This is a genomic window from Ruminococcus bromii (assembly GCF_928721825.1).
GTDB classification, from domain to species: domain Bacteria; phylum Bacillota; class Clostridia; order Oscillospirales; family Acutalibacteraceae; genus Ruminococcoides; species Ruminococcoides bromii.
Map to the genome: position 1 here is coordinate 392,941 of NZ_CAKMVP010000003.1, position 14,321 is coordinate 407,261.

General features: G+C 39.5%; 15 protein-coding genes. All 15 read left to right on the forward strand.

From position 1 onward, the window contains the following. Nucleotides 1-44 precede the first annotated feature (44 nt). The 15 genes from lspA to lon all read left to right on the forward strand — a co-directional run bounded on the left by lspA (nucleotide 45) and on the right by lon (nucleotide 14,312). Entirely contained in the window at nucleotides 45-527 is a 483-nt protein-coding gene (gene lspA, locus QDI94_RS02155) for a signal peptidase II (RefSeq protein WP_178587568.1), read from the forward strand. Beyond that, nucleotides 520-1,440: an RluA family pseudouridine synthase gene (locus QDI94_RS02160; protein WP_101029614.1), complete on the forward strand. Its 921-nt coding sequence runs from the start codon at nucleotides 520-522 to the stop codon at nucleotides 1,438-1,440. The genes lspA and QDI94_RS02160 overlap by 8 nt, the downstream gene beginning before the upstream one ends. Nucleotides 1,441-1,642: 202 nt before the next feature. Then, nucleotides 1,643-1,990, forward strand: coding sequence for a 50S ribosomal protein L19 (rplS, locus tag QDI94_RS02165; protein ID WP_101029615.1), 348 nt, complete (start codon nucleotides 1,643-1,645; stop codon nucleotides 1,988-1,990). Nucleotides 1,991-2,058: 68 nt separating this feature from the next. Then, a complete protein-coding gene (gene lepB, locus QDI94_RS02170) occupies nucleotides 2,059-2,736 on the forward strand; it encodes a signal peptidase I (RefSeq protein WP_101029616.1) in 678 nt (225 codons plus the stop codon). Nucleotides 2,737-2,841: 105 nt separating this feature from the next. Beyond that, the gene (gene lepB / locus QDI94_RS02175; RefSeq protein WP_178585946.1) at nucleotides 2,842-3,417 is read left to right on the forward strand and encodes a signal peptidase I; all 576 of its coding nucleotides are present in this window, start codon (nucleotides 2,842-2,844) and stop codon (nucleotides 3,415-3,417) included. Between the two features lie 24 nt (nucleotides 3,418-3,441). Continuing rightward, nucleotides 3,442-4,314, forward strand: coding sequence for a ribosome biogenesis GTPase YlqF (ylqF, locus tag QDI94_RS02180; RefSeq protein ID WP_278866747.1), 873 nt, complete (start codon nucleotides 3,442-3,444; stop codon nucleotides 4,312-4,314). 2 nt (nucleotides 4,315-4,316) lie between these two features. After that, the gene (locus tag QDI94_RS02185; protein WP_278866750.1) at nucleotides 4,317-4,922 is read left to right on the forward strand and encodes a ribonuclease HII; all 606 of its coding nucleotides are present in this window, start codon (nucleotides 4,317-4,319) and stop codon (nucleotides 4,920-4,922) included. Continuing rightward, complete coding sequence (locus tag QDI94_RS02190; protein WP_101029620.1) at nucleotides 4,919-5,281, forward strand: YraN family protein; 363 nt, start codon at nucleotides 4,919-4,921, stop codon at nucleotides 5,279-5,281. Before QDI94_RS02185 ends, QDI94_RS02190 begins: the two co-directional genes overlap by 4 nt. A 12-nt stretch (nucleotides 5,282-5,293) precedes the next feature. After that, nucleotides 5,294-6,232, forward strand: coding sequence for a dipeptidase (locus tag QDI94_RS02195; RefSeq protein WP_278866753.1), 939 nt, complete (start codon nucleotides 5,294-5,296; stop codon nucleotides 6,230-6,232). 42 nt (nucleotides 6,233-6,274) lie between these two features. Then, on the forward strand, nucleotides 6,275-7,783 hold the full coding sequence (gene thrC, locus QDI94_RS02200; RefSeq protein WP_278866755.1) for a threonine synthase: 1,509 nt from the start codon (nucleotides 6,275-6,277) through the stop codon (nucleotides 7,781-7,783). Next, on the forward strand, nucleotides 7,783-8,472 hold the full coding sequence (locus QDI94_RS02205) for a metallophosphoesterase (RefSeq protein ID WP_278418649.1): 690 nt from the start codon (nucleotides 7,783-7,785) through the stop codon (nucleotides 8,470-8,472). The genes thrC and QDI94_RS02205 overlap by 1 nt, the downstream gene beginning before the upstream one ends. 90 nt (nucleotides 8,473-8,562) lie before the next feature. After that, nucleotides 8,563-9,843 (forward strand): trigger factor, encoded by a 1,281-nt coding sequence (gene tig, locus QDI94_RS02210; protein WP_278866758.1) that lies wholly within the window; start codon nucleotides 8,563-8,565, stop codon nucleotides 9,841-9,843. 54 nt (nucleotides 9,844-9,897) lie between these two features. Beyond that, nucleotides 9,898-10,479: an ATP-dependent Clp endopeptidase proteolytic subunit ClpP gene (gene clpP / locus QDI94_RS02215; protein WP_101029625.1), complete on the forward strand. Its 582-nt coding sequence runs from the start codon at nucleotides 9,898-9,900 to the stop codon at nucleotides 10,477-10,479. A 16-nt stretch (nucleotides 10,480-10,495) separates the two neighbouring features. After that, the gene (gene clpX / locus QDI94_RS02220) at nucleotides 10,496-11,836 is read left to right on the forward strand and encodes an ATP-dependent Clp protease ATP-binding subunit ClpX (RefSeq protein ID WP_101029626.1); all 1,341 of its coding nucleotides are present in this window, start codon (nucleotides 10,496-10,498) and stop codon (nucleotides 11,834-11,836) included. Nucleotides 11,837-11,900: 64 nt separating this feature from the next. Next, nucleotides 11,901-14,312 (forward strand): endopeptidase La, encoded by a 2,412-nt coding sequence (lon, locus tag QDI94_RS02225; RefSeq protein WP_101029627.1) that lies wholly within the window; start codon nucleotides 11,901-11,903, stop codon nucleotides 14,310-14,312. Nucleotides 14,313-14,321: the final 9 nt, after the last annotated feature.

The window sequence follows — 14,321 nt, forward strand, 5'->3', positions numbered from 1 at the left end:
ATCGGTGTGACAAAACGCACCGATTTATATTTATGGAGGGTAAAATGCCTGTAATCGCGCTTATAATCGGTGCGCTCTTAGCTGTTGCCGATCAGGTTATCAAATATTTTGTGCTGACTCATCTGCAGCCCGTCGGCTCAGTAACGGTTATTGACGGCTTGCTTGATTTAAAATATGTTGAAAACAGAGGCGTAGCTTTTGGAATGTTTTCTGATATGAGATGGTTCTTTGTTGTTGTAACGGCAATTCTTATCGGAATAATTATATTTATTATGTTCAAAAAGAAACCGACAGGCAAGCTCTTTTATATTTCGGCTGCGCTTATAATCGGAGGCGGAATCGGAAATTTAATTGACAGAGTTTTTTACGGCTTTGTTGTCGATTATCTCAGTCTTTCATTCTTTCCGCCGGTTTGTAATTTTGCCGATTATTGCATAACTGCGGGTACAATTTTACTCGTAATTTATGTTCTGTTTTTTTCTAATACTATAAAATCTGAAAAAAAGGTCAGCAAGAGCGATGAATGAGTTTAAGTTAAATTGTGAAACAAGCGGAGCAAGACTTGATAAGTTTATTTCAGACTCAAACATTGATTTGTCACGCTCAGCAGCGGTAAACCTTATTGAGAACGGCGCTGTTCTTGTAAACGGTTTAATTGTTTCAAAAAAATATAAGCTTTCTCAGGGCGATGTTGTGGTAGTTAATGTTCCTGATCCGATGCCTTATGAGGCTAAAGCAGAAAATATTCCTCTTGATATAGTTTATGAAGATGAATACTTGCTTGTTGTGAATAAGCCAAAGGGAATGGTTGTTCATCCTGCCGCCGGAAATTATGACGGTACTCTTGTAAATGCTTTGCTTTATCATTGCGGCGACAGCCTTTCTGGAATTAACGGTGTACTCCGTCCGGGCATTGTTCACCGTATTGACAAGGATACAAGCGGTCTTTTGATTGTTGCAAAAAATGATTTTGCTCACCGTTCTCTTGCAGAGCAGATTAAAGAACATTCATTTACAAGAGAATATGAATCAATTGTTTTCGGCAATCTAAAAAATGACAGCGGAACGGTTGACGCTCCAATCGGAAGAAATCCAAAAGACAGAAAGAAAATGTGCGTTACCGAAAAGAACAGCAAAAATGCCGTTACTCATTATTCGGTAATAACAAGATACAAGGGCTACACACACATAAAATGTAAGCTTGAAACAGGCCGTACTCATCAGATAAGAGTTCATATGGCTTACATAGGTCATCCCGTATCCGGTGACAAGGTTTATGGCATTAAGAGTGAAAGGGTTGATTTTGAAGGTCAGTGCTTACACGCAAGGAAGATTGGCTTTATTCATCCGAAAACAAATGAATACATTGAATTTACCTCTGAGCTGCCTGATTATTTTAAAAAATATCTTACAAAGCTTCAAAACATATCTTTCTGTTGATTTTGCTTTCAAATGTATATTCCAATTTTTTGAACTAAATTTAAAAAACACTTGCATTATGATTCTATATGTGGTATTATATTAAAGCATTTGAAACCGTCGTTACTCTCGACGAGGTTCAAATAACGGTTTAACCGTCATTTTGATGTGACAGTCCGCTGCTCAAATGAGTAAGAATGTCGGAAAAATAAGGAGGATAAAAATGGACGCATTAAAGACTATTGCTGCATCAAGCGTGAAGGAAACAACACCTGAATTCAGCGTAGGTGATACTGTTAAGGTATCAGTAAACATTCGTGAAGGCGAAAGAGAAAGAATCCAGATGTTTGAAGGTACAGTTATTGCCAAAAGAGGCAGTGGCGTAGCTGAAACATTTACTGTAAGAAGAGTAGCTTACGGCGTTGGTGTTGAAAGAGTATTCCCTCTCCACTCACCCAATGTTAAAGATGTACAGGTTGTTCGTTACGGTAAGGTTCGCAGAAGTAAGCTCTACTATCTCCGTGACAGAGTTGGTAAGGCTGCTAAGGTTAAAGAGCAGATTCGTAAGTAATTCACGAGTTTAAAAGGGACTTTTTAAGTCCCTTTTTTTACTATTTTTCTTTATAGCAGGTGACAAAGTTGAAGAAAATCAAAAATAATGTCAATGAGGCTAATATGGCTGTGTTGCAGCCGGAGGGTGTGAACGATTCTTCTGACATCAATCCTGAAATGTATGTTGACAAGAAACCTTCAATTTCCGAAAAACAGTTTCTTGTTGCAAAAGAAGAGGGCGGAATGTCCGGCTTCTACGACTGGATTAGGTGCGTACTTTTTGCAATTTCGGTTGTTGTAATTTGTCTTGTTTTTTTGTTCCGCCTTGTTGATGTTGAGGGCAGATCAATGAATAATACTCTTGCCACGAATGATAAGGTTATTGTAACAAACTTTTTCTATACGCCTAAGGACAAGGATATTGTTGTTATTTCCCACGGTGCGGAGTACAGCAGTCCGATTATCAAGCGTGTTATAGCCGTTGCAGGACAGACTGTAAAAGTAGATTATGATAATGACCGCATTATTGTGGATGGTGTTGTTCTTGATGAACCGTATATAGAAGGCTCAACCTTCGGCAACAATATCGGTGATAATGAGATTCCTGAGGTTATTCCCGAAGGTAAGATTTTTGTAATGGGTGATAACAGAAAAGATTCTATGGACAGCAGAAGTACAAAAATCGGTCTTATAGATGTTGACGATGTAATCGGAAAGGCTCAGTTTGTTATTTTTCCGCTTGATCACTTTGGTTATTTGTACTGATAATTAAAGCTTGCAAATTTTAATGGTAATTTGAATTTTGATATTGTTAAAAGCTTATTTCTGTTTTATAATTAGAAATAAGCTTTATTTTTTGTGGAGGCTTTTATGCCGAAAAAATCAAAAGGACAAAAATTCATATTTAAGGTAAATGACAAAAAAATTACTGATTATATGTTTGAACTCACACGAACCGTTATATTTGTATTTGCATTTATGTCGGTTATATTTACATTTGTTATAAGAGATGCAAATGTGGTAGGCAATTCTATGCTTGACACTCTTCATAGTGAAGACAAGATTCTTATGTCTAACTTTATGTATAAACCGAAATGCGGTGATATTGTAGCCATAAATGCAGAAAATCGGATAGAAAAACGAATTGTAAAGCGTGTAATAGCTACCGAGGGACAGACTCTTGTGGTTGATTACAGCAGAAATGCGGTATATGTGGACGGAATACAGATTGATGAGCCGTATGCCTCTTCAATCACAAGAGAGCCTTCAAATCCGTTGCAGATTCCGTATGTAATTCCCGAAGGGTATATTTTTGTAATGGGTGACAACAGAATTATTTCTCTTGACAGCCGTGATAAAAGTATAGGACTTGTTTCGGTTGATGAAGTTATAGGCAAAGCACAATTCATTGTTTTTCCGTTTGACAGGTTTACATATTTGTATTGATGAAAAGTAAAGGATGTTTAATATATGAGTGAAATGCAGACTATACAATGGTTTCCGGGCCATATGACCAAGACAAAAAGACAGATTCAGTCCAGCCTTAAGCTTGTTGACGCTGTTGCTGAAATTATTGACGCGAGGATTCCTGTAAGCAGCCGTAATCCGGATCTTGCAAAACTTGTTCAAAACAAGCCGAGGGTAATTCTTCTCAATAAATGTGATATGGCTAATCAAACAGCCACAAAATTGTGGATTGATTATTTCAAAAAGCAAAATCTTGTTGCAATTCCGGTTGACTGTAAAAGCGGCAGAGGTCTTGATAAATTTGCTCCTGCCGTAAATACGGTTATGAGCAAAAGAATTGCAAAATTAAAGGAAAAAGGAATGGTAAATCCAACAATCAGAATTATGATTGTCGGTATTCCGAATGTAGGCAAATCTTCTTTTATCAATAAAATGGTAAAGAAGAACCGTGCAAAGGTTGAGGACAGACCGGGCGTTACAAGAGGCAATCAATGGTACACAATTGCAAAGAACCTTGAAATGCTCGACACTCCGGGTGTACTCTGGCCAAAGTTTGACGATAAAGTTGTCGGAGAGCATCTTGCGTTCACAGGTGCGGTTAAAGACCAAATTCTTGATATTGAACTCTTGGCGGTAAGACTTCTTGATTTTCTCAAAGAGCTTAAGCCTGCCGATTTTTTGGCAAGGTTCAAATTAGAAAATGAGGATATCGACAATATAGAATCATACGAACTTCTTAAAATGATTGGCAAAAAGAGAGGTATGCTTGTTTCAGGCGGTGAGATAGATACCGAGAGAGCCGCAATTATGCTGCTTGACGAATTTAGAAGTGCAAAGCTTGGCAGAATTACCGTTGAAATGCCGCAGGGGAGATAACAATGGATTGGCTTGAATATGAAAATAAAAATATTGCAAGAGGTTTTCTGAATATCTGCGGTGTTGATGAAGCCGGCAGAGGACCGCTTGCAGGACCTGTATGTGCAGCGGCTGTTATATTGCCTGAAAATACGGTTATAGAAGGCGTAAACGATTCAAAAAAGCTTTCTGAAAAAAAGAGAGAGGCTTTGTTCGATGTAATAAAGGAACAGGCTTTGGCATACAGTATCGCATTTGCAAGTGTTGAAGAAATTGAAGAATTGAACATACTCAACGCAACAATGCTTGCTATGAAAAGAGCGGTTGAGGGTCTTGAACCGAAAGCAGATTATGCAATGATTGACGGCAACAGAATGCCTCCGTTGTCAATTGAAGGCGAATGTATTGTAAAAGGCGACGCAAAATCCATGTCAATTGCCTGTGCTTCAATTCTTGCCAAGGTATCAAGGGATAGACTTCTTTATGAATATGACAAAGAGTTTCCTCAGTATCTTTTTGCAAAGCATAAAGGCTACGGAACAAAGGCTCATATTGAAGCACTTCTTAAATACGGTCCGTGTAAGTATCACAGACCGAGTTTCTTGAAGAAAATATATAATAAGAAATGATTTTTACTACTAAACAAACAGGTGATAAGGGAGAGGCTTATGCCGCAAAATATCTGAAAAAGCATAAGTATAAAATTATTGCCAGAAACTATAAAAAGCCTTACGGCGAAATAGATATCATAGCCGAGAATAAGGAAGTAATTGCTTTTGTTGAGGTTAAAACAAGGAAAGAAAATTCCCTTACGCAACCAATTGACGCTGTTAATCGTAAAAAGCAAATGAGAATTTCAAAAACAGCCGATGCGTATATGTATGAAAATAATATAGAAAAGCCCTGCCGCTTTGATGTTTGCGAAGTTTTTGTCAACAGTGATAATCTTAAGCTTGTCGGCATTAACTATATTGAAGATGCATTCTGATGGGAGGCTGCTATGAATTTTTTTGACTTGCATTGCGACACACTCTATAAGGCGGTAACCGAAAAGTCCGAACTTGATAATCCCTTATATGAAGTGAAATTAAATAACGATTCCGAATCCCACAAGTTACAGTGTTATGCTATATGGCTGCCCGACGCACTTGAAGGTAATAAGGCGGAAAAATTATTTTTTAAATCGGCAGAATACTTAAAATCCGAATGTAACCGACTTGGAATTGAACTGTTCGGCATTGGCGAATTTTTAGACAATGCTTTTTCAAAGCATCGAAACTCAGCGTTTTTTACAGTCGAAAACGGAAAAGCATTGAACGGTAGAATTGAAAATGTAAAGAGATTCGCAGAACTCGGTGTAAGAATAATGACTCTCACATGGAATGACAATAATGAAATCGGTTCAGGCGTCTTGTCAAAGGATAAATGCGGTTTAACGGACTTCGGAAAACTTGCAGTAGCCGAAATGGAAAAGTACGGTATTGTAATTGATATATCCCATGCAAGCGATGAACTGTTTTATGATGTTGTCAATCAGACAAATAAACCGTTTATTGCAACTCATTCAGATTCACGGACAATTACTCAAAATCCCAGAAATCTCACAGATGAACAGATAAAAATTATAATCAGCAGAGGCGGAATTATAGGTCTTAATTTGCATAACGCCTTTCTGAATAACAATCCCGACAAAGCCTGTACGGAAGACATTTTACGGCATTGTGAGTATATGCTGTCGCTCGGATGTGAAAATTTTCTTTGCTTCGGCACGGATTTTGACGGTTGTGATTTGCCCAAGGATATTGTCGGAAGTGACTCAATAGGCGGAATTTATGAACTATTTCTCAAAAATAACTACAATGAAAGCATTTTAAAAAAGATTTTTTACGAAAATGCGTATAAATTCTTTGAAAACTTTGACAATCAGCGAATAATGTAGTAAAATACTTGATGTTTAAAGCAATTTGAAAGGAAGATTTCAATGTTATACAACAGCACACAAAATGCCAAGGAAGTTGTTTCTGCGGCACAGGCCATTGCACAGGGTATTTCAAAGGACGGCGGTCTTTTTGTACCGCAGGAATTTCCTAAGTACGATGAAAATACCTTCAAGGCACTTTTGAAGACAGATTACAAAGGCAGAGCAAAGAAAGTATTCTCTGATTTTCTTTCTGATTTTACAGAAGAGGAAATTAACGATTGCGTAGAAAAGGCATATACCGCTCAGAAATTCGGCGGTGAAAATCCTGCTCCTATTTCATATTGTAATCTTGACGGAACAACCCTGAATATTCTTGAACTCTGGCACGGTCCCACATGTGCGTTTAAGGATATGGCGCTCCAGATTCTCCCTCATCTTCTCACAAAGTCACTCAAAAAGAAATATGACGGCAAAACTGCTGTAATCCTTGTTGCTACATCAGGAGATACAGGTAAGGCCGCTCTTGAAGGCTTTAAGGATGTTGACCATACAAAGATTGTTGTTTTCTATCCTGTTGACGGTGTAAGTCCGATGCAGAAGCATCAGATGAATACTCAGGAGGGCAGCAATGTTCGTGTTTGTGCAATCAAGGGTAACTTTGATGACGCACAGACAGGTGTTAAGAAAATATTTACAACACCTTCGGTTGCAGAAAAACTTGCTGAAAATAATATGCTTTTCTCTTCGGCAAACTCAATTAACTGGGGCAGACTTCTTCCACAGATTGTTTACTATATTTCGGCTTACTGCGATCTCGTAAATGACGGTAAAATCGAGCTTGGCGACAAGATTAATGTTGTTGTTCCGACAGGTAACTTCGGTAACATCCTTGCATCATACTATGCAAGTCTCATGGGACTTCCAATCAACAAGTTCATTTGTGCGTCAAACTCTAATAATGTTCTTACAGATTTTATCAAAACAGGCGTTTATGATAAGAACAGAAACTTCTATACAACAATTTCACCTTCAATGGATATCCTCGTTTCAAGTAACCTTGAAAGACTTCTCTACAAGCTTTCAGGCGATAACGACGAGGTTACAAGGGGCTGGATGAATGCGCTCAAATCTGAGGGCAAATACGAAGTAAGCGACAATGTAAAGGCTGTTATCAACGACAGATTCTACGGCGGATTCTGTGATGATAAGAATACAGAGGCTACAATTCATGAGCTGTTTGAGCAGGATAAGTACCTTTGTGATACTCACACGGCTGTTGCAATCAATGTGTACAAGCAGTACGTTGAGGAAACAGGCGACAAGACACCGTCTGTAATTGCGTCTACTGCAAGTCCGTACAAATTCTCTAAGGCTGTTCTTGAGGCTGTTGAGCCAAACACGGCACTCCCCGAAACAGAGTTTGATATGGTAGAAGAGCTTCATAAGATTTCGGGCGTTGAGGTTCCCGCTCCTCTTGCAAGCCTTAAAAATAAGGTTGTGCGCTTCTCTGATGTTACTGAGGTAAACGCTATGGAGGATTATGTTCTCGGAGCACTCGGTATAGAATAATGGCATTGTTTGCTATTGCAGATTTACATCTTTCACTCGGTGAAGATAAGCCTATGGATATTTTTGCAGGCTGGAGCGATTATGTTTCAAGACTTGAAAATAACTGGAAAAAGGTTGTTGCCGATAATGATACCGTTGTGGTGTCGGGCGATATTTCATGGGCAATGAAGCTTGAAGAAACGCTCACGGATTTTACTTTCGTACAAAATCTTCCGGGTAAGAAAATTTTTCTCAAGGGCAACCATGATTATTGGTGGAGCACCAAGACTAAAATGGATGTATTTCTGAAAAACAATTCACTTGATACGATATCCATCCTTTTCAATAACTCTTATGTCGTTGACGGTTACGCAATTTGCGGTACAAGAGGATGGTTTCTTGATAATGAATCTCAGAATGATATAAAAGTCCTTAACAGGGAAGTCGGCAGACTTGAAGCATCAATACAGTCGGCTGTTAAAACAGGTAAAGAGCCTATAGTGTTTCTGCACTATCCGCCTGTTTACGGAACGACAAAATGTGATGAGATTTTTAATGTTCTTTTAAAATATAACATCAAAAAATGTTACTATGGGCATCTTCACGGTAAGAAGAATATGAGATTTGCTGTTGAGGGTGAATATGAAGGTATTGATTTTAAGCTGATTTCTTGTGACAGGCTGTCATTTATGCCAATCTTGGTCAGATAAATTCTGCATTTTCTATTGGCAAAATCATTTTGTTGTGATATAATAAGATGATTTCTTGATTTTGAATTTAAACTTTGGAGGAATATTAAAATGGCATTAAAGGAATGTACAAAAAAGGAACAGGCTAATTCATATGAGTTAGAGGTTAATGTTGACGGTGATACCTTCGGTAACGCTGTTAACAGAGTTTATAAAAAACAGGTTAAAAGCATCAATATCCCGGGCTTTAGAAAGGGCAAAGCTCCCCGTCATGTAATTGAGAAGATGTACGGCTCGGAAGTGTTCTATGAGGACGCTATGCAGGACTGCTATCCCGACGCTCTTTATGAGGCCGCTAAGGAAGCAGGAATCAAGATTGTTTCTGTTGAAACACTTGAGGCTATTGAAGCAAGCAAAGAGGGATTCTCGTTTAAGGCTAATGTTGTTGTTGAGCCTGAAATGGAAATCAGCAACTATCTCGGCATTGAAGTTACAAAGAAGTCAACAGAGGTTACAGACGAACTCGTTGACGAAGAAATTGAGAAGGTTCGTGAACGCAACTCAAGAATGGTAACTGTTGATGACAGAGCTGCTCAGAATGATGATGTAGCTGTTATTGACTTTGAGGGCTTTGTTGACGGCGAGGCATTTGAAGGCGGCAAGGCTGAAAACTACAATCTCAAGCTTGGTTCCGGTAACTTTATCCCGGGCTTTGAGGAGCAGATTGTAGGTCACAAGACAGGTGAAGAGTTTACAATCACAGTTAAGTTCCCGGATGATTATCAGGCTGAGGAGCTCAAGGGTAAGGAAGCTGAATTTAAAATCAACCTTCACGAAATTAAAGCTACGGAGCTTCCGGAGGTTGACGATGAGTTTGTAAAGGATGTTTCTGATAAAGAAACACTTGAAGAGTACAAGGCTGAGCTTAAAGAAACTGTTGCCAAACGCCTTCAGGATGAGGCTGACAAGGATGTTGACAACCAGATTGCCGAAAAGCTTATGGAAAACCTTGAGGGTGAAATTCCCGAGGCAATGTATGACAATCAGGCTAACGAGATGATAAGAGAATTTGATATGCGTCTTCGTTCGCAGGGCCTTGATATGAAGACATATATGCAGTACATGGGTATGGATGCAAACGCACTCAAGGATATGTATAAAGACGAGGCTGAAAAGAGAGTTAAGTTAAGACTTGCTCTTGAAGCAGTTGCAAGAAAAGAAAATATTGAAGTTACAGAGGCTGACCTTGATGCTGAATACGGCAAGATGGCAGAGGCTTACAAGATGGATGTTGATAAGGTTAAGGAGGCTGTTCCTGCTGAATCACTCTCAGAGGATGTTAAGGTTGAAAAGGCTCTTAACCTCGTAAAGGACAAAGCTGTTATAAAGTAATTTGAATATTTTTCTTATATTTGTTAATCACTATTTAAGAAAGGTTATGATTAAATGGCATTAGTACCATATGTTATCGAACAGTCAAGCAGGGGCGAACGCTCGTTTGATATCTATTCCCGTCTTCTTGAGGACAGAATTGTTATGCTTAATGAAGAGGTAAACAGCGCAAGTGCAAGTGTTGTAGTTGCCCAGCTGCTTTATCTTGAAAGTAAAGATCCTACAAAGGATATCAGTCTTTACATCAACAGCCCCGGTGGTAGCGTAACAGACGGCTTTGCTATTTTTGATACAATGAATTACATCAAGTGTGATGTTTCCACTATCTGTATGGGTATGGCTGCAAGTATGGGCGCATTCCTTCTTGCTGCCGGTGCTAAGGGCAAGCGTCTTGCACTTCCTAACAGTGACATTATGATTCACCAGCCTTCAGGCGGCGCTCAGGGTCAGGCTACTGATATGGAAATTCACACAAGACACATTCTTGATATGAAAAAACGACTCAATCAAATTCTTGCCGACAACACCGGTCAGCCGATTGATGTTATTGCAAGAGATACCAATCGTGATAACTTTATGACTGCACAGCAGGCACTCGAATACGGTTTGATTGATAAGGTTATCGAAAAGAGATAAAAGGTGAGGTAAACTGATGGCTAACAAAAATAACGAAGATATTTATTGCTCTTTCTGCGGAAAACCGCAGGAAATGGCAGGCAGACTTATTGCCGGCAACGGTGTCTACATTTGTGACCAGTGTGTTGAGCTATGTATGAATATCCTTCGCGAATCAGGTGAGCTTGAACATGAAAATGAGAATAGGCTTTCTAAGCCAGGTGATTCTCATACTCCCGTACTGTCTGTTGATGAGCTTTTAAAGCCTAAAGAAATCAAAGCTATTCTTGACGAATATGTTATTGGACAGGATCATGCAAAAGTAACACTGAGCGTTGCTGTTTACAATCACTATAAGCGTGCCTTTTCAAACGATGACAGCGTAGATTTTGCAAAGAGTAATGTACTGCTCCTTGGTCCTACGGGCGTAGGCAAAACATTACTTGCTCAAACTCTTGCAAAGGCTCTTGATGTGCCTTTTGCAATTGCCGATGCGACTACGCTGACAGAAGCAGGCTATGTCGGTGAGGATGTAGAAAATATTCTCTTAAAACTCATTCAGGCAGCCGATTTTGATATTGAAAAGGCAGAGCACGGCATAATTTACATTGATGAAATTGATAAAATTGCGAGAAAATCCGAGAACCCTTCAATTACACGGGATGTAAGCGGTGAAGGTGTTCAGCAGGCTTTGCTTAAAATTGTTGAAGGAACTGTTTCAAATGTTCCTCCTCAGGGCGGCAGAAAGCATCCTCAGCAGGAATATCTTCAAATTAACACAAAGAATATTCTTTTTATCTGCGGCGGTGCTTTTGACGGCCTTGAAAAGATAGTTGAAAAGCGTAAGGGTTCTTCCGTTATCGGCTTTGAATCTCTTGTTCAGTCAAAGCAGGAGCTTGATTCGACTGATTGGATGAAGGATGTTACGGCTCATGACCTTGTTAAGTACGGAATTATTCCTGAGCTTATCGGCCGTTTGCCTGTAATTACCGCGTTGAGCGGTCTGGATACGGACGCACTTGTCAGGATTCTTACTGTACCGAAGAACTCAATTGTTCAGCAGTACAAGAAGCTTTTTGAGCTTGACGGTGTTGAGCTTCTCTTTGAAGAAGAGGCGCTCAAAGCCATTGCACAGCAGGCACAGGATCAGCACACCGGTGCAAGAGGACTTCGCGGCATTATGGAAGGTATTTTAACCGACCTTATGTTTGAAGCTCCTTCAGATCCTACAATTGATAAGATTATCATTACTGAGGATGTTATCAAAAACGGAGCGGCTCCGCAAATCACTCGCAAAAAGGAGTTGTCTTCGACAGCTTCCGTAAAATTAACTCAGAAAGATGCAAAGAAGCGTCAGAAGCGCAGCACAGCGTCTTGATATTGTGAATTAAAGCTGTATTGCAATTACAATACAGCTTTTTGCTTTTATGAAAGGAACTTTAATGGATTTTGATATGCAAAAAAATCTGACCCTTCCGGTTCTTCCTTTAAGAGGGTTGGTAGTTTTTCCAAAATCACTTATTCATTTTGATGTTGGACGAAAAAAAAGTATTACGGCTATAAATAAAGCAATGAAAGCTGATCAGCTTGTTTTTCTTACCTCTCAGAAGGATGCGGCTATGAACGATCCGGACATTTTTGATGTATACAATACGGGTGTTATTGCAAAAGTAGTTCAGGTTTTGAAACAGCCTGAAAACACTACAAGGATTGTTATCGAGGGTCAGTGCAGAGCCACAATTATCAATCCTGTTTTTGATGAAAAATGTCTTGTTGCAGAGGTTAAGCCGTACGAGGAAGAAACTGAATATTATACGGCGAGAGATTCGGCTCTTATGAGAACCGTAAAAAATGAATTTGACAAGTATCTTGAAATTTCTCCAAAAATGCCGTCGGATATAATTTTTAAGGTTGCTCTCTGCAAAAGACCGGGCGAATTAGCTGACTTTATAACTGCTAATCTTATTCTTGATTATAGGGTAAAACAGTCGATTCTTGAAACCTTTCCCGAGTCAGAAAGACTTGAAGCTGTCCTTGATGTGCTTGTCAATGAGAATTTCGTCTTAAAATTAGAGGATGAAATTTCTCAGAAGGCAAAAATGAGAATTGACGAAAATCAGCGTGATTACTTTTTGCGTGAGCAGAAAAGGGCGATTGAGGAGGAGCTCGGCGAGGATGACTCCCCGATGGATGACGCTGAAAATTACGCTGATAAAATTGATAAGCTTAATCTCGACGAAAAATCCGCAGATATACTATATAAGGAATGCAGAAAGCTCAGCAAGATGCCTTACGGCAGTCAGGAAGCCGCTGTAATTCGTACATATCTTGATACGGTTTTTGACTTGCCGTGGAACAAGTCATCTAAAGACAAAATCGTTATACCTAAAGTTCAGAAGGCTCTTGATAAGACTCACTATGGACTTGATAAGGTTAAAAAAAGAATCATTGAACAGCTTGCTGTCCGCGTCTTGAGCGAAAAGCAAAAGGGACAGATTATCTGTCTTGCAGGACCTCCCGGAGTCGGAAAAACTTCAATCGCTCAGTCAATTGCAAAAGCTATTGGCAGAAAGAGTGAGAGAATTGCTCTTGGCGGTGTTCGTGACGAGGCTGAAATCAGAGGTCACAGAAAGACTTATATCGGTTCAATGCCCGGCAGAATTATCAATGCTTTGCAGCACGCCGGTACTAATAATCCTGTTCTCATCCTTGATGAAATAGATAAACTTGCGGCAGATTATAAGGGCGATCCTACATCAGCACTGCTTGAAGTGCTTGATATTGAGCAAAACAATAAGTTTGTTGACCACTACATTGAGCTTCCGTTTGATTTGTCAAATGTGATGTTTATTACAACTGCAAATGATATTTCAACCATTCCCGCTCCGCTTCGTGACAGAATGGAAATTATAGAAATCAGCAGTTATACAAGAGAGGAAAAGTTCCACATTGCGAAAAAGCATCTCATTCCGAAACAGCTTGAGGAATGCGGCTTTACTTCAAAGGAGCTTAAATTCACTCAGAAGGCAGTATACGCTTTAATTGATTTTTATACAAGAGAAGCAGGCGTAAGAACTCTTGAAAGACTTATTGCTTCGGTTATGAGAAAGTGTGCCGTAGTAAAGCTTACAGAGGGTACGGAAATATTTAAGATTGATGAAAAAGAGATAGAAAGGCTTTTAGGACATAAAAAGTTTATTCCGGATTCGCTTGCGAAAACAGATGAAATCGGAATTGTAAACGGTCTTGCATGGACTTCTGTCGGCGGTGAAATTTTACCGATTGAAGTTGCTGTTATGGAAGGAACAGGTAAGCTTGAACTTACAGGTTCTCTCGGTGATGTTATGCAGGAGTCAGCTAAAGCGGCTGTTACCTGCATAAGAAGTCATGCGTCAGCTTTAGGAATTGATTCGGATTTTTACAAGAATAAGGATATTCACATTCATGCTCCCGAGGGTGCCGTTCCCAAGGACGGACCGTCTGCCGGCATCACAATGGCTACTGCGATATACTCGGCTTTAACCTTAAAGCCTGTAAGACACGATGTGGCTATGACAGGTGAAATTACTCTCAGAGGTAATATTCTTCCCATAGGCGGTTTAAAAGAAAAAAGTATGGCTGCTTTTAAAAACGGAATAACAACCGTAATTATTCCAAAGGATAACGAACCCGACCTTGAAGATGTTGATAAGACTGTTTTTGACAAGGTGAAGTTTATTCCTGTTCGTAATTTTTCGGAAGCGGTTGCAATTGCGGTAAACAATACCGTGAGAATTACCGATAACCAATGGAACGGAATTGATATGTCGGCTGTTCGTTCTGCTTCCAAAACGGCAAATATAGTTAAACAGTGAGGGAGGGGA